At 40.0% G+C, this 26,861-nt stretch carries 23 protein-coding genes; 10 read left to right on the top strand and 13 right to left on the bottom strand.

Going from position 1 to position 26,861, the window contains the following annotated elements; genetic code table 11:
• Positions 1–305: 305 nt before the first annotated feature.
• Complete coding sequence (locus I595_RS17775; RefSeq protein ID WP_054559790.1) at positions 306–494, top strand: galactokinase family protein; 189 nt, start codon at positions 306–308, stop codon at positions 492–494.
• Between the two features lie 44 nt (positions 495–538).
• Here the strand turns inward: I595_RS17775 and I595_RS12665 are convergent, their stop codons facing one another.
• From I595_RS12665 to I595_RS12650, 4 genes are read right to left on the bottom strand one after another with little or no spacing between them, the layout of a single operon-like run.
• Positions 539–1,951: a PcfJ domain-containing protein gene (locus I595_RS12665; RefSeq protein WP_054559789.1), complete on the bottom strand. Its 1,413-nt coding sequence runs from the start codon at positions 1,949–1,951 to the stop codon at positions 539–541.
• A complete protein-coding gene (locus I595_RS12660) occupies positions 1,952–3,952 on the bottom strand; it encodes a DUF2779 domain-containing protein (protein WP_054559788.1) in 2,001 nt (666 codons plus the stop codon).
• 14 nt (positions 3,953–3,966) lie between these two features.
• Positions 3,967–5,154, bottom strand: coding sequence for a PD-(D/E)XK nuclease family protein (locus tag I595_RS12655; protein ID WP_054559787.1), 1,188 nt, complete (start codon positions 5,152–5,154; stop codon positions 3,967–3,969).
• A 3-nt stretch (positions 5,155–5,157) separates the two neighbouring features.
• Positions 5,158–6,066 (bottom strand): helix-turn-helix transcriptional regulator, encoded by a 909-nt coding sequence (locus tag I595_RS12650; RefSeq protein WP_054559786.1) that lies wholly within the window; start codon positions 6,064–6,066, stop codon positions 5,158–5,160.
• Positions 6,067–6,186: 120 nt separating this feature from the next.
• Here I595_RS12650 and I595_RS12645 point away from each other — a divergent pair, with 120 nt between their 5' ends.
• On the top strand, positions 6,187–7,836 hold the full coding sequence (locus I595_RS12645) for an ATP-binding protein (protein WP_054559785.1): 1,650 nt from the start codon (positions 6,187–6,189) through the stop codon (positions 7,834–7,836).
• Positions 7,837–8,081: 245 nt separating this feature from the next.
• On the opposite strand, the gene I595_RS12640 is transcribed toward I595_RS12645, so the two are convergent.
• The 3 genes from I595_RS12640 to I595_RS12630 all read right to left on the bottom strand — a co-directional run bounded on the left by I595_RS12640 (position 8,082) and on the right by I595_RS12630 (position 9,993).
• Positions 8,082–8,990, bottom strand: a complete 909-nt coding sequence (locus tag I595_RS12640) for an IS1595-like element ISCdo1 family transposase (protein WP_054559784.1) — start codon at positions 8,988–8,990, stop codon at positions 8,082–8,084.
• A gap of 88 nt (positions 8,991–9,078) precedes the next feature.
• Positions 9,079–9,567 (bottom strand): tyrosine-type recombinase/integrase, encoded by a 489-nt coding sequence (locus tag I595_RS12635; RefSeq protein ID WP_157449738.1) that lies wholly within the window; start codon positions 9,565–9,567, stop codon positions 9,079–9,081.
• Positions 9,568–9,621: 54 nt separating this feature from the next.
• Positions 9,622–9,993: a phage integrase SAM-like domain-containing protein gene (locus I595_RS12630; protein ID WP_054559782.1), complete on the bottom strand. Its 372-nt coding sequence runs from the start codon at positions 9,991–9,993 to the stop codon at positions 9,622–9,624.
• A gap of 778 nt (positions 9,994–10,771) precedes the next feature.
• Between I595_RS12630 and I595_RS12625 the strand changes: the two genes are divergently transcribed.
• The 7 genes from I595_RS12625 to I595_RS12590 all read left to right on the top strand — a co-directional run bounded on the left by I595_RS12625 (position 10,772) and on the right by I595_RS12590 (position 18,814).
• Positions 10,772–10,975 (top strand): galactokinase family protein, encoded by a 204-nt coding sequence (locus tag I595_RS12625; RefSeq protein WP_054559781.1) that lies wholly within the window; start codon positions 10,772–10,774, stop codon positions 10,973–10,975.
• Positions 10,976–12,067 carry a formylglycine-generating enzyme family protein gene (locus I595_RS12620; protein ID WP_054559780.1) on the top strand — a complete coding sequence of 364 codons (1,092 nt, stop codon included), beginning with the start codon at positions 10,976–10,978 and terminating at the stop codon, positions 12,065–12,067.
• A gap of 91 nt (positions 12,068–12,158) precedes the next feature.
• Positions 12,159–13,784 (top strand): sodium:solute symporter, encoded by a 1,626-nt coding sequence (locus tag I595_RS12615; protein WP_054559779.1) that lies wholly within the window; start codon positions 12,159–12,161, stop codon positions 13,782–13,784.
• Between the two features lie 144 nt (positions 13,785–13,928).
• The gene (locus I595_RS12610) at positions 13,929–14,996 is read left to right on the top strand and encodes an aldose epimerase family protein (protein ID WP_054559778.1); all 1,068 of its coding nucleotides are present in this window, start codon (positions 13,929–13,931) and stop codon (positions 14,994–14,996) included.
• 547 nt (positions 14,997–15,543) lie between these two features.
• Complete coding sequence (locus I595_RS12600) at positions 15,544–16,878, top strand: exonuclease domain-containing protein (protein ID WP_054559776.1); 1,335 nt, start codon at positions 15,544–15,546, stop codon at positions 16,876–16,878.
• A gap of 39 nt (positions 16,879–16,917) precedes the next feature.
• Positions 16,918–17,958: a sensor histidine kinase gene (locus tag I595_RS12595; RefSeq protein WP_054559775.1), complete on the top strand. Its 1,041-nt coding sequence runs from the start codon at positions 16,918–16,920 to the stop codon at positions 17,956–17,958.
• A 76-nt stretch (positions 17,959–18,034) separates the two neighbouring features.
• A complete protein-coding gene (locus I595_RS12590; RefSeq protein WP_054559774.1) occupies positions 18,035–18,814 on the top strand; it encodes a LytR/AlgR family response regulator transcription factor in 780 nt (259 codons plus the stop codon).
• A gap of 580 nt (positions 18,815–19,394) precedes the next feature.
• Here the strand turns inward: I595_RS12590 and I595_RS12580 are convergent.
• The 5 genes from I595_RS12580 to I595_RS12560 all read right to left on the bottom strand — a co-directional run bounded on the left by I595_RS12580 (position 19,395) and on the right by I595_RS12560 (position 25,453).
• Entirely contained in the window at positions 19,395–20,174 is a 780-nt protein-coding gene (locus tag I595_RS12580) for an aldose epimerase family protein (RefSeq protein WP_054559772.1), read from the bottom strand.
• A complete protein-coding gene (locus tag I595_RS12575) occupies positions 20,171–21,478 on the bottom strand; it encodes a M20/M25/M40 family metallo-hydrolase (RefSeq protein WP_054559771.1) in 1,308 nt (435 codons plus the stop codon). The genes I595_RS12580 and I595_RS12575 overlap by 4 nt, the downstream gene beginning before the upstream one ends.
• A 26-nt stretch (positions 21,479–21,504) precedes the next feature.
• Complete coding sequence (locus I595_RS12570) at positions 21,505–22,902, bottom strand: CotH kinase family protein (protein WP_054559770.1); 1,398 nt, start codon at positions 22,900–22,902, stop codon at positions 21,505–21,507.
• Between the two features lie 183 nt (positions 22,903–23,085).
• A complete protein-coding gene (locus tag I595_RS12565) occupies positions 23,086–24,066 on the bottom strand; it encodes a PLP-dependent cysteine synthase family protein (protein WP_054559769.1) in 981 nt (326 codons plus the stop codon).
• Positions 24,067–24,211: 145 nt separating this feature from the next.
• Positions 24,212–25,453 carry an ABC transporter permease gene (locus I595_RS12560; protein ID WP_054559768.1) on the bottom strand — a complete coding sequence of 414 codons (1,242 nt, stop codon included), beginning with the start codon at positions 25,451–25,453 and terminating at the stop codon, positions 24,212–24,214.
• Positions 25,454–25,456: 3 nt separating this feature from the next.
• On the opposite strand from I595_RS12560, the gene I595_RS12555 reads away from it, so the two are divergent.
• On the top strand, positions 25,457–26,686 hold the full coding sequence (locus tag I595_RS12555) for an exo-beta-N-acetylmuramidase NamZ family protein (RefSeq protein WP_054559767.1): 1,230 nt from the start codon (positions 25,457–25,459) through the stop codon (positions 26,684–26,686).
• Between the two features lie 5 nt (positions 26,687–26,691).
• Here I595_RS12555 and I595_RS17425 read toward each other — a convergent pair whose 3' ends face one another.
• Positions 26,692–26,856, bottom strand: coding sequence for a hypothetical protein (locus I595_RS17425; RefSeq protein WP_157449737.1), 165 nt, complete (start codon positions 26,854–26,856; stop codon positions 26,692–26,694).
• Positions 26,857–26,861: the final 5 nt, after the last annotated feature.

Raw genomic sequence — 26,861 nt, 5'->3', positions numbered from 1 at the left:
TTTCTCAACACTGCGGTCGTCTCCGGCTCCACTTCAAAAACCACCTTAGGGTGGTTTTTTTCGTTATGCCCTTTTACCGCTACTTTTTAGTCAAACAAATTCTATGTTCTTTATCCTCCTGCCCTTTTGTATCGTGGCTAAAACTAATTAACGCATACATGCCGTTAAACACAAGAATTAGAGCATCAAACAATCTATTTGACAACCAAGGCTAAAAAACAGGTAAAATGCGCAACAAAATGTGTTACCAAGGCAAATCATAGCATGTTGAAAACCCATACATTTATATCTCACAACCTAATTCCATGGAAAATATAGTGATAAAGTCTCTTGACCGTATCAATCTTCTAGGTGAACATGTGGATCATAATGACGGATTAGTGCTACCGGCCGCCATTGACAAGTGTATTTATATGACATTGAAAACCAATGGAAGTGAAGATACTCACTTTAATCCGGCGGGGGTGGTATACTATGTCCGTCCTTTTCAATAGACCATCATTTTTGTAGTGTAGCATTAAAATGGGATGTCATAGTTTCATATATACCCATTAGTTTTAAGACGTATAGAAAGATGATTTAATTGCCCCCATTCTTTAATTAATTCCATGGCTTTACGACTAGGCGAAATATTCATTTTACCTGCGACTTCGGTAATAAATTTACCTCTGACCTCAATGGTAGCATATGGCTTATTTACATTATTCTTTAATTTGCTCAAGCTGAATATGTGAATATGGCCGGCATTACAACTATACGCATAACTAAAGACACAGTGGTTTAATATAGTACTCTCTGCTAGTAGTCTTTTGCCATCGGTTATCTCCTCAATTACGTAGGAAAATGGCGTGCTAAAGGACATCCATTTTTCTATTGGTAACGGGTTCCAAGAATAACTGGTGTGGGCCATATTATATTTAATTCCTATTTGCCAATTCTGAGCTGCCCTTTCTACAGATGCGAATGTCCTTCCTTTTAAACTATATGTTAGAGGGCTCTCGCAGAAATAACGTTGGGCTTCAAAAAAATCTACATAGTGTAAAAAATCGCTTGCTTCTCTTAACTGCGCTATGTTATCGGATAGGAATCTAAAAACACTTTTCCAGAATATAATGTCGTTTCTAAAGGATGCGAATTGGTCTTTAAAAATCTTACTTGCATGCAACATCCTGTTCAAGGTTGGAAAACTAGTTGGACGCTCTATTAAAATTCTTGCGGCCAACACAAACCGCTCTAGAATGTGATCGGTAGTTTCTGGCAGCTGTATCGCATTGGTCTGTAGTACCGCATTTTCAGATTTTGAGAGTTTAAACTCAGTTGGTAAAAGTGAACGTAAACCCTTCCCATCCAATATTTGTAGGATGATTTTATATTCTTTAAAGCTGCATTTATTTAGATATGGGAATAAAAAAGTAGGCAACGGGGCAGACACAAAAAGATACTGTAGTAGTTGACCGTAGTCTCTATGAAACGTAGTTTCTATAGTACCCTCATTATAACGTTTCATCTCTTTTGTAATTGAACGTATACAAAGATCGGGACGCTCGGAGAGCATAAATACATTCATCAGCAGATATCTTGCATCTGAATTGGTGGTCACGGGAATCCTAAATCTCAAAAAATCCTGTAAAAGGTTTAGACTGATTTCAAATTGATGCTGTGTCTGCCTAGTAATCGGCGTGTCGCTATTAAAAGCCCACAAAATAGCAACTACTAAAGTGTTGTAGGAAGCACTATAAAATCCGTTAGCCTCGTTAAGTCCTTTGAGCCAAGATAGTAGTCGGTTTACTATGGTTATCTCGGACCATAAGAGTATATGGCTTAGTTCATTTTCTAAATCTGGTTCGTTTTCAAGCACTTCCTGCAGTACCAAGAGCTGGTTTCCGTTAAGCAATTTCCTTGCTTCCTCGGACTGGTGCCATAAAAGATGTTTCTGTTTAAAGTAAGGCATTTACAACTCGCATAACTCCTTAAAATGTTCGTAGATCATCACCATGGCAAGGGTATCCAGTTCGCAATAGCGCAACAGGGCATTCTTGGTTTCCTTGCGTTCCAAGTCGCCAATGGTTTCATCCTGCATTTTCGCATAGGCGAAGAGTGCTGCTCCGCCATCGGCTATCTGCCTTATCTCGGCACTTGCAGACGCCACCGCATCTTCTAATTGTTCGTTAGAAATTCCGTCGAACAGTGGTGGTAGCAGGCTATACGGATTTATAGGCACCCCGTCTTCCAAGGTCAAAAATCGGTATTCATCATCGAAGTTTAGCGAGCTTAAATTAATATCTTTTATGGTTTTAGTGTATTTGGATTTAAGAAGGCTGCTAGATTCCAATACAGCAGGAAGGATGGCCTTAATAGAATTGGAACCACCCGTTTGCGGATGGTAATAATTACGCAGTACCGTTCGCTGTAAATCTATCATATCCCTTTCTCCTGGTGGAAACGTACGCAAACTACTTCCTGTAGGGTGACTTATACTTTCTACAAAGCGAAATAATTCTTCCCTATCCGGCTCTTTTGAGCTCAGCAACTGATTGTAAATAACATTTACTATTGTATTCTCATGATTATGATACCTAAAAATAGAACCCTTATTTTGCGCCAGCGATTTCTTTAAAGCCCTTAAGAAATCAAAATTTGGAAACACACCTATTTCTAAATTGATGTATTCCGAATGGTGCACGACCCTTCCGTCTTCATAAACAATATGATGACTAAACTGAAAAGCCAGTTGCTCATAAGGCCGCATACCGGATGTAAAAGGAATAGCCACGGCGCAGGTTTCAAAATCTATAAAGTTCAAGGGATACTTCCATTGGCTCATTTCCAAGCGCAGATTAGCAACATCGACTTCAATGGTATTATCCTGGGTAATGGTCTTCTCTATTTGTATCCATTGCCTGTCCGACCTGCTAAAACCATTGGCTCCTGGATCGTCCTTCACATCTTCCCGTGTAAGCTCGTCCATAAAGTAGCGGTGTTCAACAACCGCATCCTTGGCGGGCTTGTACCAAACGTCATAGGTCTTGGGATCGTTTAAACGTGTTCTGGAAAGCGGTACTAAATCTGGTCGTACGTTTGGCAATTGAGTCATCCAGCAATCGTGAAAACCACTTTTTTTGTTTGGCTCTGGAGAATCATTTTTAAATTCACAGCCCTGACAATGCAAACCAATAGAGGTGTCAATCTTCATGTTGTTGGCATAGTGATGCTTATAAAATTCGACCGTGTCGGCAAACGTACGCTCCGGGTCTTGAGGGTTTTCCGATAGGATTAGTTGCACTTCTTCTTCAACCGATATCATCGCTAAAATGGATGCTCCCAAGTCCTCCCTTTTTAAATTTGGAGTAACCATCACCCCAGTTCTTAGGTCAGCATTGGGTACAATTTTAAAATGACTGTTCAAACCATTTACCGTTGTATGTTTTGACTTGTCTACTAGATTAAGAAATGCTTTAATTTTCCAGTTTGGGTAACACTTCTGAATCACATATTGTTGAAATGCCACGTCATATAAGTACCCTTGCATTTTAGTATTAACACCAGATTTCGTAAGGAATGAGCTGTGCGATTCACCATCAATGGACTTCGCTTTAACTTCAATCAAACGAATATTATTTCCTTTTTTCTCTAAAATATCTACACGTATAAATAAACCATCAAATAAAAAAGCGGCCTCAAAAATAGTCACATTTTCTTCCTCTAATAATTCAGAGGTACGCTGGGCTAGTTTGTCATAATCCCAATCATCACCCAGAATGGCCACACCCTCTGGGAAATAGAGTCGCACCAATTCCTCTACCTGAAAACCGCCTTGTGCCAGACCTTGTAAAAAACTATCCGTTTCACTAGTATCCTCATACAATGGATTTCTAGTGTAATATAGTTTTGTTGGGCAATCCAAGGCCAACTTAAATCTGGATTTGGTGAGGTAGCGGGGTTTGGATTTCATTACTAGTTATTTGATTAATTATCCTCTGTTGTAGTAGCTTGCAAGGTTTCAGGGAGATAGCACTGCACGTTTTGTATTACCCCACCATCATTAAAAAAATGATTATCTAAAATAGCTCCTAATTTTCCTTTAATAGTATCTTCTTTATGAGATAGAAAATTTTCATCTCTATACGTAACCACCCTTTTCATAGTGTTTCCTTTATCATGTTTAGCGCTAATATCAAATCTACCTTCTTCCGGATTTATTAATTTCTCCTGAATTAATTTTATATTTTCAATGCCAACTTTTGAAAGCGAATCATCCCATAATTCATATGCTATACCAATACTGTTGGTTTCTAAAATTACTTCAGTTGGGGTAATAAAAAAACGAATGTTTTTATACTTAGGGTCATAATACCAACCTTTTTCGTATCGATATCCCTTTTCTGCAAATACCTCTATTATCTTCTCGTCTATATAATTTATGGAAGCCGTTCGTTTTTTTATAATATTGTTTACTGCTTCTTTTTGTTCTATTAAAGAAGCTACTATTTTGTCTGACATAGGTTCGTTCATTTTATTTTTATAATGTGAATTAATCGTTTTTGCATACTCGCGTAAATAAAAAATATCGATATCATTCTCTATATCGGTTAAGATGAGATGCTGTTGTACTTTATTGATTAGTTCCTGATGCGTCACATTAAAGAATTGAGTTTCATGAACTTTACAGGCTACTTCACTTTTTGTATCTAAGGACAGAATGATACCTGTTATATCTTCTTTTCTAATTTTTTTATCATTTATCACGTGTTGTTCGTAGACATCCAAGGGATTCGCCAAGTGATGAAATAGCTTGTTTTCAATTATAATACTCCATTGGCTACCCGTGATTAATAAGTCTATCCTTTTTAAACGATCCTCTGGACTATCCGCGGAAGAAGTTGCAACTTCTATTGCAATTTCAAAAGGTTCGGAAAAATCTTGGATAAACCTATCGCAATTAGACTTTTCACTTAATACCCTTAGCAAACAATCGAAAAACAAAGTTCCGAACCCATGCTCTTCGTTTGGGTCAAAAAAATAAGCTAACATTTTCGAGTTTATCGTCTCCTTTCTTTCGACACCAAGAATATCAAAGAAATTTTTCTTTGGCCTTTTAGGTAATTCGGGAAGGTTTTTTGCAACCTCATTAATTTGTTTGTAAAAGTCTATCATATATTATGTGTATAACTCATTCATCCCCTTAATATGCCCAGCAATCCGTTCCCTGAACCAAAGCGGCTTTTCTACCACTACCATAGCACCCAATTTTAAGATTTGCGTTTCAAACTCATAATTCGGCTTTAATTCATAGGTAACCCTACCCCAACCATTTTCGCCTTCGACGCAGGTTTGCGAATGGTGCAAGGGTAAACTTCGCAGGTATTTTATTTGTTTATTTTGTGCTTGTAGCACCACCTTTTCTACTTTGTCCGTTTCATTGTAGTTAAGACCTATAACATCTAAAAATTGGTGCAATTGTTTCTCGCCGTCCTTTATTAGTTTTGCCTTTTCGGGCAGAACTTGTAGATTTTCAATTCGGTCTAGGCCAAAGGTTCGTATCTCCTCTAAGGAATCAGGAACCGCAATAAGATACCATCGGTTTAGGTATTCCTTTAGCCGTAATGGAGTAACGGTATATACTGTTCTGGAATTCTGGTAATAGTTCACTTTTGTAAAAGAAAGTTTTTGAGAAAGCGTAATACCCTGCAATATTTTTTGCATGTTGTGGAGCCCTTTAAAGGCCGAACTATCATCTGGGATCACCCACTTCTGAAAGGTTTTGTAATCCTTTAAGCCTGCCTCGTATAAATCTGCAAGGGATGAGAGTTCCGCAAATTTGAAAAAAGTTCCCAAACGCTCCGCGTCATCGTCAATTCGGTAGCCACGTAGGCTGCGGTCATAAACAATGTCCAGACCATAGTCTGTTTTTAAGGTGGTAAAATCGCGTTCAATAGTTCTTTCGCTTACCTCATGATCTGTGGTATCCCATATTTTATCGATCAGTTCCAATTTACTTATCCCAGGGGCGGTTTTAATAAAGTAGATGATACGCTCCAAGCGTTTCAAGAGTTTATAATTTGCCATAAGCTTAATTTTTCAAAGGTGGGAACACACTCCGCCATCCTATGACGACATAAGATAAAACTTTACTGCGACATTCTTTGGCGAGGTACTTTGGTTTTTTTGTGTCAAATTATAAAACCCATGGAAAACAACATATTAAAAGACATCATTCAATTTTCAAAAGCCGTAAAGGGATGTAAGCTAAGTGAAGAAATCTTGACCAAGGATAGCGATTATATTCACCGGATAGAAACCTATTTTGGTACCACCCGATTCCAGTCCATGCTGCTAGTTGCCGTTTTTGATGTGAATAGCGAAGGAACAAAACCGAGTCAGGCAGATCTAGCAAAATATTTTAAGTGCAACACTATTGAACTTTTTGTCTATAAAAAAGAGATGGACACGCTTGTAAAAAGAGGTATTTTTGATGACCGAACGGGATTGTTCTCCTTTGGCCGTTCGGAACGCTATGCCTTTCATATTTCCGAACGCATACGGGACGCCATCATAGAAAACAAACCTTATGAACAACAGGTTCAAAAACCCTTAAATGCTGTAGAGCTTTGCAAAGAAATCTACGGCTTGGTGCACAAATGTGCGAGCGAGGGCTTAAAAACCCCTAGATTGTATAGGCAAGTAAACCACCTCTTGGAAGGTTATAAGGAAACGCCTTTTGTCCATTATATAAACGGACTTCATCTTTCGCAGCCGGACCGGCTCTGTTACATCTACTTAATTGCCGATAATCTGAAAGGGAATCTATCCTCCCATCTCACTTCATTTAGCGACTGTATTTTTGACAATAAAAGAGATCAAATTTTTTATGAGAAAGCCATTTACGAAGAATCTGCCCCACTTATAAAAAACGGGTTCATAAAGCTGAACCAAGAAACCTATTTTTCCAATGCTAACGTATCGCTAACGGAACAGAGCAGTAAAAAACTGGCCACTTTTGATATTCCCATCCGGCTCATGCTAAAGGAAAAAGATATTCCGCTGATCAACACCACTAGCATCGTAAGGCAAAAACTTTTCTATAACGCGGCCACAAAAACCGAATTGGATAGTATTACCCAATCCCTAAGGCCTTTAAAATACAAGCAAATTACCAAAGCCTTACAACAGGAAGGTTTTAGGACAGGGCTTTGCACCTTGTTCTATGGCGCACCGGGTACCGGAAAAACAGAAGCGGTATACCAAATTGCAAAAACCACGGCAAGAGCTATTTGGAAGGTAGATCTTAGCGAACTGAAATCTATGTGGTTTGGGGAAAGTCAGAAATTGGTGAAAGCACTTTTTAAGGATTATAAGGAACTCTGTGCCAGAGAAAAACGTACCCCAATTATGCTCCTAAACGAGGCGGACGCCATTCTAGGAAAACGAAACGCCCAAACCACCAGCAAAATCGATAAGACCGAAAATGCCATACAGAATATCTTTCTGGACTGTTTGGAGGATTTTGAGGGCATTCTATTTGCCACCACCAATCTTGAAGAAAGCTTGGATACGGCTTTTGAAAGACGTTTTCTATTCAAACTCTGTTTTAAAAGACCTAGCACCGCTACAAGAGCAAAGATTTGGCAAACCAAACTCCGCGGCTTGCGGCAGCCTACAGCCATGCAACTTGCCGAACAATACGATCTTAGCGGAGGAGAAATCGAAAACATTGTCCGAAAGTATAAAATGGCGCGGGTGCTTGATCCAAGTATAGCGTTCCGCAACAAGCTAACGGAACTTTGTGAATCTGAAAAGTTACAAACTAAAAAAGAACGAAGTGCTATTGGGTTTTGATAAATAAGGTTAAAATTAGGAACTAAATTAGGTAGACTTCAAAAAAAGGTCAGAGTGAACCACTTAAAAACGGATTTTTTGAACCACCTAAAAAATCATTTTAAACTATGCTATAAAGGGGTTTGCAATCAATATTACTATGCTCACTTTAATCCGGTGGAGGTGGCATACTATGTCCGTCTTTTCCACTCTAACGTATAACTATGGTAATTTATCATTTATTTATTGAATATTCGTTTTCATACCTAATTAGAATTGATTGCGGTGATAATCAATCTATCAAATAGTTTCTCTCCGAAGTATCGTCTGTTGAGTTTATAGACAAATTCGTTGAGATACGCCTGCAGATACTTACCCTTTATTTTATGATAGTTGCCCAGTAGGTTTCTTTTAGCGTTACGGATAAATATATGAACCCATTTTAAGGTCTCTTTGGTGGATTCTTCACTGGATTTTTCCATAACGTGCATCTCTACGTAATCCGCAATATCCACATAAGAGGTACTTTTATCGGTGAGCACGATAGACTTTTCATCCAGCGATTCTTCAATGGTTTCATTGATTTCATTGGATTGATGACTTTGTAACACTTTGGCTTTAAAGTATCTGACCTGACTGGATTTGTTGCCCGTTCTTGGGTCTTCAAGCTGGGTGCTCTCTGCCATGACCGCAACGTTTTGTTTGCCTGCCGCGCCTCTACCACGCTTGCCTTTCTTCTGCTCAACCTCAGAGGATTCAATAGTAAAATATCCTTCGTCCATCTCTATCATACCCTCTAAGGTATAGCTGGCATCCCTATCTCCCATGGCTTTGCGCAGCTTGTGGACCATGGCCCATACTGGCTCATAACGTTTTAGCCCTAATTGACGTTGCATCTCTTTTGCTGAAAAACCTTTCTTGGTGGTGCTCATCAAAAACATGGCACGATACCATACCAAAAATGGTAGGTTGGAATTTTGCATGATCGTTCCGCTACGAAGAGAGGTTCTGAATTTACAAGATTTACACTCGTAGCTGCATTTATCCTTTTTCCAGTAGTGCGCTACGCTTCCACATTTCTTGCATACCACGCCTTGAGCATCCCGTTGTTCCTTAAAGTGCTGTCGGCAGGTGTTTTCATCTCCAAAATGAGCGGTAAACGTGAATAAATTCATAGCTTTATATAGTGCTATTTCAGCACAATATACAAAATATAGGTGTAATTACGGATATTCAATTTATTTATATGCAATTACATATAAATTAAAAACTATCAAAAACAGAGGTAATAGCATTTAATCGAGCAGCGTTATCTACTTGATGGTATTGGTTAAATGACTTTATACCCGTGTGGCCACTTATGCTCATGATGGTCTTATCCGCTATACCCTTATTGCGCATAATCGTAATAAAACTTGGCCTTGCGGTATGCGTAGATATCCTATCCTTAAACTGTCTCACAAACCTTTCTTGAACCACTCCTTTTACCCTTGAATACTCAACATCATGGGTAAAACCAATTTTCTCAATTACCTCCTTTATAGCCTCATTCTGTTTTTGGTTGGAGATTAAGGGTAATTTATAATCGTATTTTCCGAGGATATCCTTAGCGATATTGGATAAGGGTATAAGCCGAGTGTCTTTATTGCTATTTTTTTCTTCCTTAAGCAGTATACAATTATTTAAAGTAACCACTCTACGATTAATGAACTTAAGCTCCCCGTATCGCATTCCCGTTAAACATTGAAACACAAGGGCATCTTTAACTTTTTGTAAACATGCTGAATTAAAAGTTGTAGTATGTATTTATAGTATCTGATTCAAGCTAAGCACTTCCTCCCTAGTTAATACGCGCTGCGGCTTTTTAAAACTCCTAAAGGCATCATTAAAAGCAAAACCATTGCTAAGTGACCACAGCATCAAGGTTTTAAATAGACCTAAATTCCGGCTAAAGGTACTCGTATAATGGTTTTTATACTCATAACAGAAATCGTTAAATTTAATAAAAAACTTCTGATTGACCTTTCCAAAAGTGAGTTTATGATTGTTTACTTCTTCAAATTCAATTAACAAATTTTTTATTTTCTTATAACGCTTAACGGTGGATTTTTTCCATTCCTTCAGCTTAATTTTTTCATCGATAAATTTGTCATAGACCTCAAAGAATGAACTTGCCATACTTACCCTCTCAAAAACCTTGTCAAAATGCTCTTTTAAAGTTGCACTATCAAACTCTAGTTCGCCAAGCTCAAATCCAGATTTTATAAGATGAAAAGCATCCTCGAAATCTGTTAGTTGTTTTGAGATAGCTGCTTGGTTTTTAGAAGCAAGTTTCGCTGATTTATTCGGTATTTATTATCAAAATTCCAATGCTTGGGAAGAATTGATTTTTGGGTAGAATAAACGAATTTCTTTTTTTTCTTCATTGAAATAGCAAGAAAACATGACTAAGGTTTCACTTTCTGATTTAGATTTTCTGAGGTAAAAAGAATATTTCATAATTTTTCAAATAATTGCAATTCATTAGTGCGTTGACAAAATCGTTAAAAAAAAATGTTATATCTGTTCAATAAAAAAAGTTGTAAACAGTTATAAAAAATAGATGTTAACCTCTGTTTTTTAAAAACATACATATGAAAACTGAATATCTAAAACTATAGAATGGAATAGCCTCCGGCTCCACTTCAAAAACCACCTTAGGGTGGTTTTTTTCGTAATGCCCTTTTACCACTACTTTTTAGTCAAACAAATTCTATGTTTTTTATCCTCCTGCCCCTTTGTATCGTGGCTAAAACTAATTAACGAATACATGCCGTTAAACACAAGAATTAGAGCATCAAACAATCTATTTGACAACCAAGGCTAAAAAACAGGTAAAATGCGCAACAAAATGTGTTACCAAGGCAAATCATAGCATGTTGAAAACCCATACATTTATATCTCACAACCTAATTCCATGGAACATATAGTGATAAAGTCTCTTGACCGTATCAATCTTCTAGGTGAACATGTGGATTATAATGACGGATTAGTGCTACCGGCCGCCATTGACAAGTGTATTTATATGACATTGAAAACCAATGGAACTGAAAATAGGTGTACCGTAAAAAGTAAGGGGCTTTATCAGAAACTCGTTATCTTAGATCTCAATTTTCATTAGATGCTGCAATCCTCTTTTCGTATCCTGTGTATGCTTTTACTTGCCCTAGCTTGTAAAACAGAACCTAAAAAAACACCTGTACCGTTACAGGAGAATGCTCCAGAAATACTGACGGAATTACCTGAAGGCAGCCAAATTCCTGAGGGAATGGTCTGGGTGCCAGGGGGCGAATTTCAGCAGGGTGCGGTAGCACAGGATACCCATGCCATGGCGCATGAAAAACCACCACACCAAGTTATTATAGATGGTTTTTTTATGGATGTCCATCCCGTGACCAACAAAGCATTTGGCAAATTTGTTTCAGAAACAGGCTATGTAACCATTGCGGAAAGGGAAATTAACTGGGAAGAAATGAAAACGCAGTTGCCTCCCAATACCCCAAAACCACATGATTCCATACTACAACCTGGTTCCTTGGTGTTTAAGAAGACAAAAAGCAGCGTTCCCAATCTTTATGATTATTCACAATGGTGGGAATGGCGCATTGGTGCCAATTGGAAACATCCAAATGGTCCCGGAAGCTCCATTGAAGGAAAAGAAGATTACCCCGTAGTGCACATTGCCTATGAAGATGCCTTGGCATATTGCAAATGGGCCGGGAAGAGGTTGCCCACTGAGGCAGAATGGGAATATGCCGCAAGGGGCAACAGCGGGAATGTTATTTACTTTTGGGGAGATGATACCAACCAATTAAAAGATTTTGCCAATACTTGGGAGGGAGAATTTCCGGTGGAAAACACTATGGCTGACGGATATGAACTAAGGGCACCTGTAAAACAATTTCCAAAAAATGGATTTGGGCTTTACGGAATGGCCGGAAATGTTTGGGAATGGACCTCGGACTGGTACAGTACCAAATATTACAAAGAGTTATGGAACAATGGCACCACCAAAAACCCAGAAGGACCTAAAGCCACATATAATCCAACGAATCCCTACGGCAAAGAAAAAGTAATAAAAGGTGGCTCTTTTTTATGTAGCGAGAGTTACTGTGCCAGCTACCGTATTAGCGCTAGGATGGCCACAAGTACGGATTCCAGCCAAGAGCATTTGGGATTTAGAGCCGTAATGGACATACCAGACCCTGACTAGCTCTTTTTTTAAGTATAGATACAGGACAGTACACGCTGGAAATCTTTAGGCGGATGCGTAATTTACGCTCCCTAACTAAAATATACGCATTATGCAAAGATTGGACTCCCTTGACTGGATTGTTATCGCTGCTTACTTTCTGGTTTTACTTGCCGTTGCTTGGTGGGTAATTATGCAAAAACAAAAAAATACGGAAGATTACTTTTTGGCCGGTAGAAACTTGGGATGGTTTGTGGTAGGTGCTTCAATTTTTGCGTCCAACATAGGTTCTGAACACGTAGTAGGCCTTGCGGGCAATGGGGCTGGGGATAAAATGCCGCTTTTGATTTACGAACTACATGCATGGTTGGTATTGATGCTTGGATGGGTCTTCCTGCCTTTTTATGCTAGGAGTGGTGTGTTTACCATGCCAGAATTTTTGGAAAAACGTTTTGATGCCCGCTCCAGATGGGTGCTTTCCATTGTTTCTTTGGTAGCCTATATTTTAACAAAGGTTTCCGTGACCATTTATGCCGGTGGTGTAGTGGTTTCCGCTCTTTTGGGAATCCCATTTTGGATAGGTGCCGTGGCAACGGTGGTTTTAACAGGAATTTACACAGTTTTGGGAGGTATGCGTGCCGTGGTGTACACAGAGACCATACAGGCTATTGTATTGGTACTTGGGGCTGGGGTGCTTACTTTTCTTGGCCTTGATGCCGTAGGTGGCTGGGGACAATTAAAAACTACGGTGGGCGCAGATTATTTTAATATGTGGAGAGCCAACTCGGACCCAGATTACCCATGGCTGCCATTATTTATAACAAGTACCGTTGTTGGAATTTGGTACTGGTGTACCGATCAAGTTATTGTGCAACGTGTGCTAACGGCCAAAAATATAAAGGAGGGACGCCGAGGTAGCATTTTTGGTGCCTTGTTAAAACTAATGCCCATTTTTTTGTTCCTCATTCCCGGAGTGGTAGCCCTAGCGCTAAAAATGCAAGGTAAATTGGAATGGGACAGTCCGGATGAGGCTTTCCCGGTTTTAATGAGCAACTTATTGCCCTCCGGTCTTAGAGGGTTGGTGGCAGCAGGACTTCTAGCCGCTTTAATGAGCTCTTTAGCCTCCGTGTTCAACTCCTGTTCTACCTTGTTTACTTTAGATATCTACAAAAAACTGAAACCTAACAAACCCGAGGAAGAACTAGTAAAAACCGGCCGTATAGCAACATTTTTTGTAGTGGGCCTAGGTCTACTTTGGATTCCAATAATCACCATGCTGTCCGATGGCCTATATGAATACCTGCAAAATGTACAAGCTTATATTTCCCCGCCAATTGCAGCTGTTTTTCTTTTGGGAATCTTCTATAAGCGCATCAATGCCAATGGAGCCATTGCCACCTTAATTGGTGGCTTCCTCATTGGGTTTGCCAAACTTACGCTTGAAATTGTAAAAGAAAGTTTTGCCCGAGACAGTTTCATTTATGCCATAGCAGACATTAATTGGCTGGTCTTTGGAGCATACTTCTTTGCGCTTTGTATTGGTATTGCCGTGGTAGTTAGCCTATTCTATCCAGCACCTTCACAAACGCAACTAGCTGGCCTAACATTTGGCACGGTAACCTCAGAGCAAAAGGCAAACAACAAGTCCAGTTACAATTGGAAAGATATTTTTGCTTCTATGGTGGTACTAGTCATTGTTGTCTATATCATGGTTTCTTTTAGCGCTCTTTCCTTATAAGAAGTGTTTTAGATTTGTAATTGATTAAAAGGTTTAAAGGATAAAGACTTTTCCATGGGGCAAGGCATTAAACTACTAACCACCCTCCCCTAAAAAAGATATAGCATTCTTAAAATAACCCTTATCTCAATAATTCCTGACGAAATGCCCATACCTTTTAAAAAAATAAATTTTAAAGACGAATTAAACGGTCTTAAAACCAGCCTTTATACCATAAAAAACAATAACGGTATAAGAGCCCATTTTACTAATTACGGACAGCGTTTGGTGGCATTGTACCTTCCTGACAAAAATGGAGAACTGGTAGATGTTGTGTTGGGCTTTGACACATTAAAAGCATATCTAAATTGTGAAGAAGCTTATTTTGGTGCCGTTATCGGCAGATATGCGAACAGAATTGCGAATGCCTGTTTTTCCTTGGATGGCAAAGTTTATAGGCTTAATGCCAATAATGGTCCAAATTCTTTGCATGGTGGGCCCAAAGGGTTCCACAACGTAGTCTGGAAAGCGGAACAAACCTCAACAGCTACCGTTTATTTTACAAGGACTTCCCCCGATATGGAAGAAGGTTTTCCTGGAAATTTAAAGGTAAACGTTGGCTACACACTTACGGATAAGAACGAGCTACGCATTTCTTACCAGGCCACTACCGATAAAAAAACGGTAGTTAATCTTACCCACCACTCTTACTTTAACCTTGGGGGTGAAGGCCAAGGCAACATTAACAACCACCTGCTCACAATTAATGCAGACACTTACACACCGGTAGACCAACTGTTGATTCCAACTGGAGAGGTTAAAAAAGTCTTGGACACCCCCTTTGATTTTAGGAACTTAAAACCTATTGGTGAACATATCAACGAGGATGACCCACAAATAGGATTGTGCGGAGGATATGACCATAATTTTATGCTGACTAAAAACAATGAAAACCCCAGTATCCCTAGCTTTGCGGCCAAAGTTATAGAACCCATCGGCGGAAGGGTCATGGAGGTATATACAAACCAGCCGGGAATCCAATTATATACCAGCAATTCCTTGGATGGCTCCATATTGGGAAAAAGCAGAAAACCATACCAAAAAAATGGCGCTTTTTGTTTGGAAACACAGCATCTTCCGGATTCCCCTAATCAGCTTCAATTTCCTTCCACGGTGTTGGAACCTAACAACACCTACGAAGCTACATGTATCTATAAATTTTCTGTAGTGTAGTGGGCTACCATAAACGGTGTAAAACAATACTAGAAAGAAAGGTACCTACATGCAGCACGTATCACCAATATTTAAACCCTTTTTATAAACCATGGCCCTGCCATACCTTTTTGTATTCAGTAGGTTCTGTCCGCGACAGCTAGCTCTGGAATCTAAAAAAAATGGTAATTCATCATTTTTAAAACCAACGGTGGCATGATGCAAAAGATTTAGGCATCGTTTAATTCCTTCCATAGCACACCAGAACAAAGCTATAAAGGCAATGGTAATATTACACGATTAAATTTTGGAAATCGGTTGTACATTATCATTGGACCATAAATGCTGAATGCTAGCATAATTTGGTTTCTAACGGACACTTTGCGCAAAGTAAGCGCTCCTGTTGAATGAATCCGTATATGCTTACAAACAAATTTGTAATTTCAATAATTGGTATAAGGAATGGGATGCAATGAGGATGCAATGAGGATGCAATGAGGATGCAATGAGGATGCAAATTAAACCATCTAAGTCAACGTAATGTAATTTCTGATTTTATCTAAATAACGTGTACACCATTATCGATATAGAAACCACGGGGAATGGGCTAAAGGGCAATAGAATAACGGAAATATCCATTTTTAAGTTTGATGGCCTAAGGATTCTGGAGGAGTTCACGAGCCTAGTAAACCCAGAATGTGAAATTCCCTATTTCATAACCGGTCTAACGGGCATAGACGCAGAGATGGTTGCCAAGGCCCCAACCTTTGGCAGTATTGCCCAGAGAATTTTGGACATTACGGAAGACTGCGTTTTTGTGGCGCATTCGGTTAACTTTGACTTTGGCGTTATCAGGGAAGAGTTTAAAAGGTTGCAAATTAATTTTCACCGAAAAAAGCTTTGTACGGTGCGCCTATCCAGAAAGCTATTGCCTGGTTTTAAATCCTACAGCCTAGGTAAGCTCTGCAACTCCTTGGAGATTCCGCTACGGGACAGACACCGGGCCAGGGGTGATGCACATGCCACCCTGCTATTGTTCCAACGGTTGCTCAAGGCAAAGAACGGTAAGGCCATTATAGACCAGCACCTAAACCAAAGGAGTCGCGAGGCAACCTTGCCCCCTTTGCTTCCCAAAGAGCAAGTAAATGGCCTTCCGAGCAAGCCGGGCATTTACTATTTTAAAAACACAAAGGGAGAAATCATCTATATAGGCAAGGCCATTGATTTAAAAAAGAGGGTACTGGGCCATTTCTATGACAAAAGTGACCACGAAACCACGCTTTGTAGGGAGATTGCCGCCGTTGATTATGAACTTTCCGGTAGTGAACTAATTGCATTATTAATGGAGTCAGATGCCATTAAAAAACACTACCCCAAATTCAATAGGGCCCAAAAAAAGACGATAACACAATTTGCCATCTTTACCTATGAGGATAGAAAAGGTGTAATGCACCTAGCCATTTCCCCATTAAAGACCGCTCCCAACCCCGTACGGATTTTTAATACGGTGAGCATGGCCAGAAATGCATTGGAACTCATTTGCAACAGCTATTCCCTATGCCCAAAATATTGTGGCTTAATGCCCAAGGCCAACACTTGCCAACCATTTGTGGCAACCAAATGTGAAGGTATTTGTACCAACAAGGAGGCTATTGAACGCTATAACACCAAGGTGGAACGAGCAATTTTGGCTACTGCACCTAAGAAAGAACTACAAATTATTGAGAAGGAAGGAAGGCATTCCAAGGAGCGTGGCGTGGTCCTCATTAGAAATGGAACCTATTATGGGTTTGGATTTATAGCTAAGGATCAACAAATTACTTGCCAAGAAGATTTGGAACTTTTCATTCAACAAAAAAACAATACGGTAGATACGGAGAGAATATTAAGGGGATACCTTTAACTTTCCTTATATTAGTGAACGTTCAATTACGATGACCCATTGAAGCGAGCTGCATTAAAGATTTTATGGTTTAATGACATTCCACTAATTATTGTTGGGGTCATTATCAACGCCCTTATCACTATGGGCGTTTATTACAGGGATTCACTGTTTATAGTGCCTTTTAGGCTATGGATTGCTAAATATGCAGGATTTTTATTGGGCATTGGAATTTTATGGCTACTTGTTCGTACATTATTCATACGCCTGTTAAGCCTTTATCCGGGATATGCCAACAAGAAAAAACGATGGCTTAGAATGCCATTGCTATACACGGTTTTTGGCGTACTATTATTATTCGCAACCGGTTATGTAAGACCTCTGATAGACGTTGAGTTCCCAGGATATGGCAACCCACATATTGGACTGGAATATCTAATGGGAACCATGATGTTTTTGGTAAATATTTATCTATACGAAAGTTTTCATCTTTTTGCGGAGTTAAAAAACCTTAGGATAAAAGCCAGTGAAATACAAAAAGAACGTATTACCTCACAGCTCATCAACCTAAAAAATCAGGTTAGCCCTCATTTCTTGTTCAACAGCCTCAGCACTTTAATTCATCTGATAGACGTGGACACCGAAAAAAGCAAGGAATTTGTGCATAAACTTGCTTACGTATATCAGGGCGTATTGGAGGCAGTAGAGGAAAATTTAGTTTCCATACAACAGGAACTACCCTATTTGGAATCTTATATTGGTCTACTAAAAGAACGTTTTGGAGATAATTTAAATTTTAAACTAATGCTTAGCGAGAAGGTCCGTAAAAAGCAAATTATTCCGTTGGCCTTACAACTGGCAATAGAAAATGCCGTAAAACATAATATCATTTCTAAGCATAGGCCATTGCACGTTAGCATAACCGCAAAGGACAATTATTTGCTCATTAAAAATAATCTGCAAAGGAAAATCCAAGGCTATCATAAACACGGTCTTGGTTTAAAAAACATATCCAACCGGTATCAACTGCTCACTGACCAAGAGGTGATTGTAGAACAGAACAAAGATTTTTTTTGTTTAAAATTGCCATTATTGGCTTAAAATGTGGCATTTTTACTATAAATGGTTCTAAAAGTTATGTTTTTATATTTTAGAAATAAAGATTGGGAAACCTAAAATGGAGCAAAAATTAAAAATTGTAATCGTTGAAGATGAGCCAGTCTCCAACATATACCTAAAGAACCTTATTCAAGAAACAAGGATCCAGCATGAGATTGTCAAGGAGCTGGACTGTGTAGTGGACGCGCTGGCATATTTTGTGGCCAACCCTAAGGTAGATTTAATATTCATGGATATTCATCTGGGTGATGGTACCTGTTTTGATATTTTAAACACCATTGCCATTGACACACCCATTATCTTCTGTACCACCTTTGACACCTACGCCATACAAGCCTTTAAATACAATAGTATTGACTATATTTTAAAACCCGCTAAGATTGATAATATAAGGGCTGCGCTGAACAAATTTTTATCCATCAACCAATCAGAACAGCAAAATTACCTGGGACGTATTGACCAAATGATGGATTCCTTTACTCCCCCGCAATTTAAAAAGCGCTTCTTGATCAAAGAGAACAACAAGTTAAAAATAGTGGATATCAATAATGTCAACTTCTTCTATTCCAAGGATGGACAAACCTTTATTGTGGAAAAAACAGGCTGCGAACATCCAGTAGATTATACCTTGGAAAGGTTGGAAGATTTACTTGATCCTGAGGATTTCTTCCGGATTAATCGTAAAACCACCATCAATATCAATCAGATTTTTTCGGTGGAAGACTACTTCAATAGTCGTTTAAAAATTAAACTTCAAAACAATAAAAAGGATTTGGATTTGGTCGTAAGCAGAAACCGGGTAAAGTACTTTAAGAATTGGCTCAAGGGAGTTTCTTAGTTATTTTACTTATCTAGTTTCCTATACATTTTGGCTACAAAAACCAGCCAAATGATAAACACCAGCGCCACAAAAATGGAATAAGCGAGGATAAAATTCATTATTTCCTGTACTTCAAATAATTCATAAAACCAAGTATGGTCGGTGCCCAAAACGCTAAAAAAATAGCGTCCATTTTTTTTCCTTGCAGGAAAAGAACTTCAGAGGAGACAACTATAGACAGTACAACTAACAGCATGATGCAGTTCATCACCCCTATTCTTTTAATAAAATCTTTCAATGATATCTGTTGTTGCTATTCTTATGGATTAAAAGTACTATTAATAACGATTGGATGCTTGATTTTATTAGGATTTTTTTAACTATTTTGTTGAGTCTATCACAAATAAACTTCAACTAAATTTTAAATCAATGACAATCAGTAGTTTAAATCGCTAAATGGAGGTTTGATTCATAGGGAAAAACTATGGTTATTTCGGAGTGATGATACGCGTTTCGGTCAAATAGTTCCTCTTTGAGAGATACCGCAATATCCAAATTAGACTTATACATCCGCAGTCGTTTAAACGCCCCCTGTAAGCTAAAGGGACACGTCAACATAAACACGGAACGTCCTTTTATCCTGAACACTTAAAAATCCCTTGTGAAGATTTACCTGCTCTGTTGCGTAGGGATAAAATGTGATTGGCTCAATACAGACCATTTGATCAACTTCCGTCCAACACATAAAATGGCCAAAACCCTCAGTTCTTATCCTCAGTTGTCCTTTGTCCTTTAACACCACGGTATCACAATTGCTAATTTCCAGTGCCCGGCTGCCAACAGCCAAAATCTGTGGCAAGCCTATTTTTCTGTTTCCTGCAAGTATCATCGGATTCTTGGTATGCAGTTTAAAAGCAGGATGGTAGCCCAGCATATAAGGCATACCATGCTCCCCAGAAATGGTAAATCCAATTTCTAGGCCTTGCTCGTTTAAGCAAAAGTACTTTTTAAACGTAAAGGAATAGGGCCACATCAACCTCGGCTCTGGTGATTTTTTGGGATACTTGGAATTGGCTACAGGGGTGTTGGCCTTATAGTGTTTGGTGTATGTGGCATCGTTGTCAGATATGCCCGTTAAGGTGTATGCAACTTGCCGCAACAGACCGTGTTGGTCTTGTATGGCATATCCCTTAGGGGTTTTAACTTTAAAATTGGCCTCGTTTACCGGTCCAATAACAGGGAACATTTCCGTATCAGAACTGCCCCATCCCGGACTTCCCTTTTGATGAATAAACTCATGGCCGTCCACTTGATAACTGACCAATTCACCATCTTCAATGCCAACTTCTTGATTTCCTAAAGCAAGGATATTTTTCATGAATTGATAAGCCTATAAATTAAAATTGCAGTCCTTTTGGTGAGTGCTTCCATGGTCCTTAGATTCACCGTTTCCTCTGGGGTATGGGCCCCTGTTCCCATAGCACCCAAACCGTCCAGGCAATCCACATACTGGGCAATAAATGAAATATCTGCTGCCCCTCGCTTTCCTGGGTCATAGGCCAATACTTCTCCTTGTCCCAAATCAAGACTTACTTTATTTAGCAACCGCAATAATTCCCTGTTCCCCTCCGTAGGTGCCATGGCTGGGTAGCTGTCCGTAAACGAAATTTTAGCGTTGGTCCGTGGTAGATTATCCTTAATAATAGTACGCATTTTTTCCCGTGCCCGTTCTTTTTGCTCTTCTGAAATAAAGCGCAACCCTCCTTTAACAATGGCCTTTTGGGCCACAACATTGGTTTTTCCAAAAACATCGCCCTTACTGGTCTTATCATCAAAATTTACGAAGGTGCCACCCAGCAAGGTTCCCGGGTTAAAAGACAGTAAATCTTCACCCTTTACTTCAGTATAAAACTGATGCAGGATACGGGACATTTCAAAAATGGCACCTGCGCCTACCCGCTCATTAAATATTCCAGAAGAGTGTGCACGCTTGCCCTCCACTTCAACCGCCCACCCGGAAGAACCCCGTCTGGCAACCGTGGCATAATTAAAGCCGGTAGAGGTCTCAAAACCAAGGGCAACGTCACTGCGCTTTGCCGCGTCCACCAAATCCTTTCTGCTTATGGAAAGTGGTTTCCCCGTACTTTCTTCATCACCCGTGTAAGCCACTATTATTTGGGCATCTTTAAGTAACCCATTGTCCCGTAAGGCTTTAAGTGCGTAAAGAATGATGACATTACCCCCCTTCATATCGTTTCCACCCGGTGCATGTGCCACACTATCATTGATCATTTTAAATTTTTGAAAGGGACTGTCTTCCTCAAAAACGGTATCTAAATGTCCGATCAACACCAGTTTTTTACCTTTATTTCCCTTGTTTTCCGCAAACAAATGTCCAGCCCGGTTCATTTCTTGGGGCATTGGAATCCAGTTGGTCGTAAAACCTATACCCTCAAAAGCTTTTTGGAATTCCATACCTACAGCTTTTACACCATCAAGGTTCAGTGTTCCGCTATTAATATTCACAACTCGTTCTAAAAATTCAATGGCCTGCTCGTTGTCCTTTTCTACCGTTTCAACAATTCGCTTTTCTATTTTTGATAGCTTTTGTGCTTGGAGTGTTAAGGCAGTGGCTCCAAAAATGAGCAATAGGATCAGTTTTGTTAGGGTGGTATTTTTCATATGATTTGTGTTAGATGTTTAGGGAACTATAGGGTTGAGATTTCACTATCCAACCAACTTAGCCTGTTCCTTACCCAATTTTGCAGGTAGTCCACCTCTTCCATATAGGTATCGCCCACAAAATTATTGGGCCAAATGTACGTGCCCAAAACGGGCCATGTGGCAAAATTGCGGTCAACAGCTCCAGCATCCTGCAGGTTTTCTACATATCCAGATATTTTGGCATCAATGGCCGCGTTGGAGAGCAGGTTCGCCCTCAGGCCTGTCCACCGCTCTTGTAACTGGGCAACAAATGCAGGGTCCTGTAACAGCCTATCCCACCAAAAAGGCACTTGCCAAAAGTCTTGGGGACAACGTTCATTAAAACGATATGCCCAAACATTGGATGCCCCGCCACCGCAGTAGTCCGCATTTCCAAAAGCCAAATTAAAATCCCAGATAGGCCCCATCTTTAGTTTTTCATTTTTATCCTTGTACATAAACGTGCTTAACCGATATCCGTCTACATTGTTGGCAAGTTCATTAAGAATAAAAAAATCTATAAAACTCTGCACGTCTATAAAGTTGGCATATCCTGTCTCAGCATCAGCGAACGTGTCCGAGGCCAGTGCAGCTTCAAAATTGGCCATGTAGGTAGCGATATATTCTTTTTGGGCCATGGTGATATCTTCCGCATCAGGGTATTCGTACAGGAAATGGATTTGTTGCCCTAAGGTTGCATTTGTTGGTGCATATAAGGAGGTTATGGAATTTAAATCATTGTAGCCTTCCCCTAGATTATTGCCTGCGGTCTTATCAATCTTAAGGATGTATCCCCCAGTTACATCCTCCCCAGAATTTTCGTCATCCCTTAATCTGTTGATATCAATTCGTTCTCCATCGCGCTTTAGTTTTTCCATAAAAACATAGACCCCTTGGTACACATCGTTTAAGGTAAGATCAACAAATAGGGTCCTACTGGCATATCTTTCCATATCACGGGACAAGTCATAAATAAGTACGTTGCGCATCAAGGATTTATCACTGTACGGACCATATAAAATCCAATCCTCTTCCTCTGGGAAGCCCAAAAGGGCTACGTCGGTATCCTCATCATTGGCATCCCAGGTTTCCAGTCCGTATGATTTTTTTGGGAAGCCTTGGGAAGTTGCCCCCCTAAATTCTATACCAAGATTACCTTGATATACCGTATCGTTGGCCACCACCATTACAGCATCCGAACTAATTTTGGGCTCATCCACAATGCTGGCGCCCTTGGTATCTATAAAGACCTGTGGCAAACGGTCTTGGGGTGCCACTTCTATTTCCTCCTGCTGTTCTTCTTGTTCTGTAGGGACTACATCATCACTTTTACAGGAAAACAGCACAAGCAAGCCATAGAGCAGCAAACTTCCTTTAAAATAGAGTTTATTGTCCAGTATCATAAACTATAATTTTTAACGAATGAATTTACCATTGTGTATGATGAACCGCGCAACCAACAACATGTAAGTTCGATTGATTTTAAGGATTGAAAATTGTTTAGAGCACGATTTTTAAAGCTAAAATTTTCATTCTCGAACGCACCAGATTTTCCAACGTGCACAACTGTTTACAAGGTACTAATTCTATTCTAGGTATCCCATTTGGCGCATCCAATCATCATTGAACATCTTGCCAACATAACGGCTACCATGATCATGAAACAAAACCACCACCACATCATCCTTTCCAAACTGTTCCTTTAACTGCAAAAGGCCCTTAATGGCTGCACCGGCGGAGTTCCCCAAGAACATTCCCTCTTCTTTGGCCAATTTTTGGGTATATACCGCTGCATCCTTGTCCGTTACCTTGGTAAAACCATCTATGACCTCAAACCTAACATTTTTGGGAAGGATATCTTCCCCAATGCCCTCTGTCACATAGGGATAGATTTCATTTTTATCAAAAATTCCCGTTTCATGGTACTTTTTAAAAACGGAGCCGTAGGTATCTATGCCCCAGACCTTAACCTTTGGATTCTTCATTTTTAGATAGGTACCTACCCCAGAAATGGTACCTCCGGTGCCAACGCCAACCACAAAATGGGTAACCTTTCCGCCAGTCTGTTCCCAGATTTCTGGACCTGTGCTTAAAAAATGGGCCTTACAATTACTGGGATTGTCATATTGGTTTACATACCATGAATTTGGAATTTCCGTAGCCAAACGTTTTGCTGTGGAGTAGTAACTTCTAGGGTCTTCCGGAGCCACATCGGTGGGGCATACGTGTACCTCACTGCCAACGGCTTTTAGAATATCTATTTTTTCCTTGGACTGCTTATCGCTGATGACACAGATCATACGGTAGCCCTTGACCACGGCAGCAAGTGCAAGTCCCATTCCGGTATTACCAGAAGTGCCCTCTATAATGGTCCCTCCCGGCCGTAACAATCCCAACTCCTCCGCATCCTCTACCATCTGAAGCGCCATGCGATCTTTGACGGAATTACCTGGGTTAAAGGTTTCATACTTGGCCAGTACCAGACAGGGCAGTTCACTGGTTAATCTATTGAGTTTGACCAAAGGGGTTTTACCAATGGTTTCCAAGATATTTTCTGCGTATTCCATAATACCTACAAAAGTAAAGGTTCCTTGGGGAACGTATGGGCTTCTTTTAGTATGTGAAATAGGAAAAACGCCGTGATAGTACAAAACAGGGAAACAGTACTTTGCTGTGCCCAGTGTTTAGTCTTTGGTCTTTGGTAAAAAGGAGTCAATCAAACTTTATCGCTTTTACCGGAGAAATCTTGGTAACGGCATAGGATGGCACCAAAAGCATGACTAGACATAAGATAAGTACAGAAATATTTAAGAGCAGTATAGTCGTTACATCAATATGCACCGGAACATAATCCACGTAATATTGTTCTGGATTGGGAAATTTTAAAAACTGAAAACGGTCTTGAAGCCAAAGAAGGCCCAAACCAATGACATTTCCCCAAAAAAGTCCAATACCTATGAGATAGGCAGCATTATATAAAAAAACCTTGCGAATCGTCCAATCGGATGCGCCAAGTGCCTTTAATGTACCGATCATTTTGGTCCGTTCCAAAATAAGCACCAACAAAGCGGTAATCATATTGATACCCCCAACAATGATCATGATACCAATAATTAGGGCAACATTAAAATCAAACAGTCCGAGCCACTCAAAAATATTGAAGTAGCGCTGTTTTAGGTTTTGGGTATCCAAATCTGATATTGTCTTTCCGTAGATTTCTGCGGTCTTGGCCTCTATCGCATTAAAATCGTCAAGAAAAACCTCAAAATTTCCAACCTCATCCGGTTTCCATTTGTTCATGCGCTGTATATGCCGAAGGTCCACAAAAATATAGGACGCATCCAGCTCCTCAAAACCACTATCATACATACCCACCACGGTAAATTTCCTGTTGTTGGGTGTTTTGGATACATCCCCATCCTTTAAAAAAACGGAAAAAAAGTGATCACCCACCTTTAGTTGAAGTTTATCCGCCAGCGTTTTGGACAGCAAAGCCTCTTCATTCAATCCTCCTTTAAAATCCGGAAGTCTGCCCGCAACCAAAAAATCCCGAAAAGTGGTCCAGTTGTAATCCTTGCCCACACCCTTGGCCAACACCCCTTCAAAAGTAGCGGCCGTCCTAATAATCCCCGCTTTTACAGCAACCCCCTGCACATGTGCGATTCCATCGATGGCCGTAAACTTTGGATAAAACTCTTGGTTTAGGGAAACTGGATTAACAGAAACCTCCGAATTATTGTTGTCATAACTAAAGATTTGAATGTGACCGTGGAACGCGGACACCTTTTCTCGTATTTTTAGTTGCAACCCTGAACTTGAGGCAAGGGCCACCAGCATCATTACAATACTTATGGCAATTGCTGCTATGGCAATTTTTATTATCGTTGAGGAAATACTAATTTTATGTTCCCTACCTGTAATCAGGCGTTTGGCAATAAAAAACTCTAAATTCAATGGATGCCTATTTTCTCTAAACTCAAAAGTACAGTATTCTGCTTAAGCTACCTTCTTTTTGGGTGTGCCCAGCAGCCCAAAAAAAACAACATTACATTAGAAACGCCTAAAAACCTGTCAGAACAAAGGGAAATTATCGTAGCTGCCAATAAAACACAGGACTATGTCCCAATGCTCAAGGGAAAACAGATAGCGGTGGTTGCCAACCAGACCAGTGTCATTTTTAAGGATAAGGGATATACCCATCTCATAGATTCATTGGCGGCACGGCAGATAAATATTGTAAAGGTCTTTGCCCCGGAACACGGATTTAGGGGAAAAGCGGATGCAGGGGAACTGGTAAAGGACGGGATAGATACCAAAACGGGGCTTCCCATTGTCTCCTTGTACGGAAAAAACAAAAAACCTAGCCAAGAGCAGCTCAAAGGCGTGGATTTGGTGGTTTTTGACATTCAGGATGTGGGCGTCCGGTTTTACACCTATATAGCCACCTTACAACTGGTCATGGAAGCCTGCGCAACCGCCAATATCCCTGTTATAGTCCTAGATAGACCCAACCCAAACGGACATTATGTAGATGGCCCTACCATGCAGGCGGAACATATTAGTTTTTTAGGCCTTCAACAAATTCCTTTGGTCTATGGAATGACCATTGGGGAATACGCGACCATGATCAACTCAGAAGGCTGGCTAAAAAACGGGCAGAGGGTAGACCTTACCGTTGTGCCCTTAACCCATTACACCCATAACACCCCATATGTCCTGCCCATAAGGCCATCACCCAATTTACCCAACAGCCAGTCCATTTCCTTATATCCCAGCTTGGGCCTTTTTGAAGGAACCAAGGTAAATGCTGGGCGGGGGACGGAATTCCAGTTTCAGCGCTATGGGGCCTCTTTTTTAGATGCCGATAGTTTTGGGTTCAGTTATGTGCCCCAACCCAATTTTGGTGCCAAGTATCCAAAAGAACAGGGTAAAACCTGTTTTGGGGAAGATTTATCCCAACATCCAAAAATGAATAGGGTTACGGTAAGTTGGCTACAGAAGGCTTACCAAAGCACTACAGATAAAAGTAACTTTTTTAACACAGACTCCTTTACCAAACATGCCGGTACGGCCAGGCTTCAACAACAGATAGAAAATGGATGGCCAGAAGAGAAAATTAGACAAAGTTGGCAGACCGAAATTGATGCCTTTAAAAAGATACGTGCCAAATACCTTCTTTATCCCTAGCGGGTTTAACGCTTTTTAATTTGTCGATAGCCCTTATATGCCAGACCTGCACTGGCCAAAGCACCAGCGATTCCAATGATATTATTACCCATCAAAACCAAGACAATTCCTGAAATGGTTCCTGCTGCGCCAAGAATCAAACCTAAATTATAGTTGGTGTTACTGGACATCAGCA

Source organism: Croceitalea dokdonensis DOKDO 023 (assembly GCF_001306415.1).
GTDB lineage: Bacteria > Bacteroidota > Bacteroidia > Flavobacteriales > Flavobacteriaceae > Croceitalea > Croceitalea dokdonensis.
The sequence above is the reverse complement of the archived record's forward strand: the minus strand, read 5'-3'. Positions and strand labels throughout refer to the sequence as shown.